The sequence below is a fragment of the Methylobacterium sp. genome (assembly GCF_019750675.1).
In the GTDB taxonomy this organism is placed as follows: Bacteria; Pseudomonadota; Alphaproteobacteria; order Rhizobiales; family Beijerinckiaceae; genus Methylobacterium.
Window position 1 is genome coordinate 1 of sequence record NZ_JAIEOF010000355.1, and the last position, 3,464, is coordinate 3,464.

A 3,464-nucleotide genomic window follows, 5' to 3' on the forward strand; every position below is an offset into this window, starting at 1 on the left:
TATAACTGTGACAATAGGGTTTAATCCCCGCGTCATCGGAATGGGGTGGATGTTGCCCGATCGCCTCACCGCGCCGGATGGCGAGCCTCGACGGACCTCCTAGACGGCCGACATGACGCGCCCTTGACGGGCGGCGCGATCCGCCGGGCCTGATCAGGGACGCCGATCGCTCCAGGGTCCCTTTTTCAAGCGTTGCCCGTGTCGATCTGCTCGATCAGGCCGGTCAGTTCCTGGATCCGCAGGCGCAGACCCTCCATGGCGCTCGCATCGGTGTCGCGCAGGGCATAGCCATCCGCGAATTGCCGTCCCTCCGGATGGCCCTCGTCGCACATCGCCTCGAGTTCCCGGATCAGACGGTCGCGCTCGGCGACGTAGCGGCTCCGGTCCGCCTCGACATTGGGCATCGTCGGTCTCCTGGATTCGGCGCGGGGTGCCCGGGGTGTAGGCCTTGCCGTTCCACCCGGCATCGCCAGACCAATCCTTCAGGGCGGGCCGAGGTTCAAACCCCGCCCGACTGACGGTGCCGGGTCGGCGCGATTTCGTTGTCCTATCGCCCCCATGGAACTCCGCCGCCACGCGCTCGTTGACCCGGCGACCCAAGCTCGATGACCTGAACGACCCGCCCGGCCCAGCCGAGGCGGGTTCTTTTTTGGGTTTTGTTGGAAAGGAGGCGTCGATCGCGCCGCCGGCCCCGGACGTGGAGCGGACGTGTGATTGGCAATATTTCTCCCGTGGCACGAAGGCCTCGGGACGAGCCTGCAAGAAACAGCCGTTTGCGCTGGTTGTCGGGCATGCAGTCTGCAAGAAAAACAGCCAAGCGGAAAATTTTAGCCTGGGCTTAAAGCCTGCGCGACTACCGAGACTGCTTACCGTCTCGGAGAACGAACGTGGGCCTTCTCGCGCGCTTCAGCATCATCACCAAACTGATGAGTGTGGTCGTCCTGATCGGCGCCATCGTCAGCGGGTGCCTCTGGTACGCCACCACCCGCATGGCCGCCATCGACGGCGCCTATACGCAGTTCCTCAATCGGGACACCAAGGCGATCGCGGACCTGCGCACGGTCAACCGGCTGGTCTTCACCCTCAGCTACTTCAACTTCCGCAACATCGCCGAGACGAACCCCGCCGACATGCAGCGGACCGATCGCGGGTTCGAGGAGGCGAGCGAGCGCCTGAACAAGGTTCTGGGCGAACTGCGCGACGAGGCGCCGAGCTTCGCGGGACGGCTCGACGTCCTGAAGCAGAAGATCAACGGGTTCGTCGCCGATTCCTCCGAGGCCCGGACCCTGGCGAACAGCGGCCTGAAGACGGAGGCGCTCGCGCTGCTGCACCAGAGCGTCGATCCGACCTTCGACGCGATGGTGGCGGAGGGCTCGGCGCTCGGCCGCGACATCCGGGCCTTCGTCGACGCGGGCGCCCGCAACCTCGCGGAGACGACGGACAGGACCCGCCTGAACACGCTGCTGCTGGGCGGCTTCGGCCTCCTCGCCGGGCTCCTGGCCGCCGGTTTCGTGGCGGTGTTCGGCATCACGCGGCCGATCGGGCGTCTGGTCGAGGCCCTGCGGCGCATGGCGGCCGGCGACAGCGAGGCCGTGGTCGCCGGGCGCGAGCGGCGCGACGAGGTCGGCGCGGTGGGACGCGCCGTGGAGGAGATCCGGACCCTCGTCGCCCGCAAGGCCACCGAGGAGGCCGAGCGCCAGCAGATCGCCGACGCGGCCGCGTCCGCCGAGCGCCGGCGCACGATGCACGCGCTGGCCGACGGTTTCGAATCGGCGGTCGGCTCGATCATCGCAACGGTGTCCGCCTCCGCCGGCGCCCTGCAGGGGACGGCCGAGGCCATGAGCGCGACGGCGACACGGACCTCGCTGCAATCCGGCACCGTGGCCAGCGCGGCCGACGAGGCCGCCGCGAACGTGGGCACCGTGGCGGCGGCGGCCGAGGAACTCGGCTCCTCCGTGCAGGAGATCGGCCGACAGGTCGACGGCTCGGCCGAACTGGCGCGGCGGGCGGTGGAGGAGGCGTCCCAGACCGGCGCCCTCGTGCAGGATCTCAGCGTCGCGGCCGGCCGGATCGGCGACGTGGTGGCGCTGATCACCTCCATCGCGAGCCAGACCAACCTGCTGGCGCTGAACGCCACCATCGAGGCGGCGCGAGCCGGCGAGGCGGGCCGGGGCTTCGCCGTGGTCGCCGCCGAGGTCAAGGAACTCGCCAACCAGACCACGCGGGCCACGCACGAGATCGAGGAGCAGATCGGGCGGATCCAGGCGTCGACCGGTCATGCGGTCGGGGCGATCCGCACCATCTCCGGGCGGATCGGCGAGATCGCCGCGGTGACGACGAGCATCGCGGCGGCGGTCGAGGAACAGGGCGCCGCCACCCAGGAGATCGTGCGCAACGTCGGTCAGGCCGCGAGCGGCACCAGCGACGTCACCGCCAACATCCTCGGGGTCGCCCAGGCCGCCGAGCAGACCGGCGCCGCCGCGTCCCAGGTCCTGGTCTCGGCCGCCGAACTCTCGACCCAGTCCGAGCACCTCAACGGACAGGTCACCCGCTTCCTGCAGACGGTTCGGGCGGCGTGAGGCCGCCCGTGGCGTAGCGGGACGGCGGACGGCTGAGATAGCGCGAGCCGGCGAGCAGGAACCGCCAGGGCGTTTCCACCGCGCGCGAGATGCCGATGCGCCGGTCGGCGATCGCGCCCGGGGCGGCATCCGGGGCCGCGAGGCGAAAGGGCGCCGCGTCGAGGGCGGCGCCGTCCAGGGCTCCGGTTATGCCGAGCGCCTGGCAGAGGCGGCCGGGGCCGGCGCAGAGCCGGCGCGGATCGGCAAGCCCGCGCCGCGCGGCCATCTCGGCCTGGCCGTGGCGCGGTTCCAGCGCCCGGATCAGCACGGCGCTGCCGGGTGCGCAGACGAAGTTCAGGCACCAGTGCAGACCGTAGGAACGGTAGACGTAGGCCCGGCCGGGTGGTCCGAACATGCTGGCATTGCGCCGGGTCGGCCCGTTGAGGCTGTGGGAGGCCGGATCGGACGCGTCGTAGGCCTCCGTCTCCACGATGATGCCGCCGATGCCCTCCACCAGGAGGCCGCAGCCGATCAGCGCGGCAGCGACGATCTCGGCGGGCCGCGCGAAATAATCGGCCGGGAGGGCGGCGGCACCATCGCTCATGAAGCGGGGTCGGGCTCCGTGGCTTTCGGGGCCGCGGACCCGCGCGCCTCGTCCCGCGCCCGTTCGAACGCCTTCGGCCCGAGATCGAGGGCGAGGCGCACCGCCCGCTCCACATAGGCCTGCGGCGTCAGGCCGGCGCCCTTGGCGGCGCGCGAGACCTCCAGGCCGAGCCCGAGATCCAGGGGAATCGAGGTCGTACGCGGCGGCGCCCGCTCGACCACGGCGGCTGCCGTGGCGAGGGCCGCCGGCGCCGCGGCGGCGCGCAGGGCGGCGGTACCGGTGAGGGGCACAGGGCCGCCTTC

3 protein-coding genes and 1 pseudogene are annotated in these 3,464 nt (G+C 71.1%); 1 reads left to right on the forward strand and 3 read right to left on the reverse strand.

Translation table 11 applies throughout. The annotated features are described in order from the left end of the window. Nucleotides 1–185 precede the first annotated feature (185 nt). The gene (locus K2X24_RS18030) at nt 186–404 is read right to left on the reverse strand and encodes a hypothetical protein (RefSeq protein ID WP_292499738.1); all 219 of its coding nucleotides are present in this window, start codon (nt 402–404) and stop codon (nt 186–188) included. 483 nt (nt 405–887) lie between these two features. On the opposite strand from K2X24_RS18030, the gene K2X24_RS18035 reads away from it, so the two are divergent. Further along, the gene (locus tag K2X24_RS18035) at nt 888–2,579 is read left to right on the forward strand and encodes a methyl-accepting chemotaxis protein (RefSeq protein ID WP_292499740.1); all 1,692 of its coding nucleotides are present in this window, start codon (nt 888–890) and stop codon (nt 2,577–2,579) included. On the opposite strand, the gene K2X24_RS18040 is transcribed toward K2X24_RS18035, so the two are convergent. Next, a complete protein-coding gene (locus tag K2X24_RS18040; RefSeq protein WP_292499742.1) occupies nt 2,545–3,162 on the reverse strand; it encodes a DNA-3-methyladenine glycosylase in 618 nt (205 codons plus the stop codon). The genes K2X24_RS18035 and K2X24_RS18040 overlap by 35 nt on opposite strands. Beyond that, nucleotides 3,159–3,464: pseudogene (locus K2X24_RS18045) on the reverse strand (hypothetical protein); the annotation flags it as partial. The pseudogene K2X24_RS18045 and the gene K2X24_RS18040, both read right to left, overlap by 4 nt.

Excerpts from the sequence above, each read along its gene's own strand:
- K2X24_RS18030 (WP_292499738.1), bottom strand. The coding sequence starts at position 404 with ATGCCCAATGTCGAGGCGGACCGGAGCCGCTACGTCGCCGAGCGCGAC.
- K2X24_RS18040 (WP_292499742.1), bottom strand. The coding sequence starts at position 3,162 with ATGAGCGATGGTGCCGCCGCCCTCCCGGCCGATTATTTCGCGCGGCCC.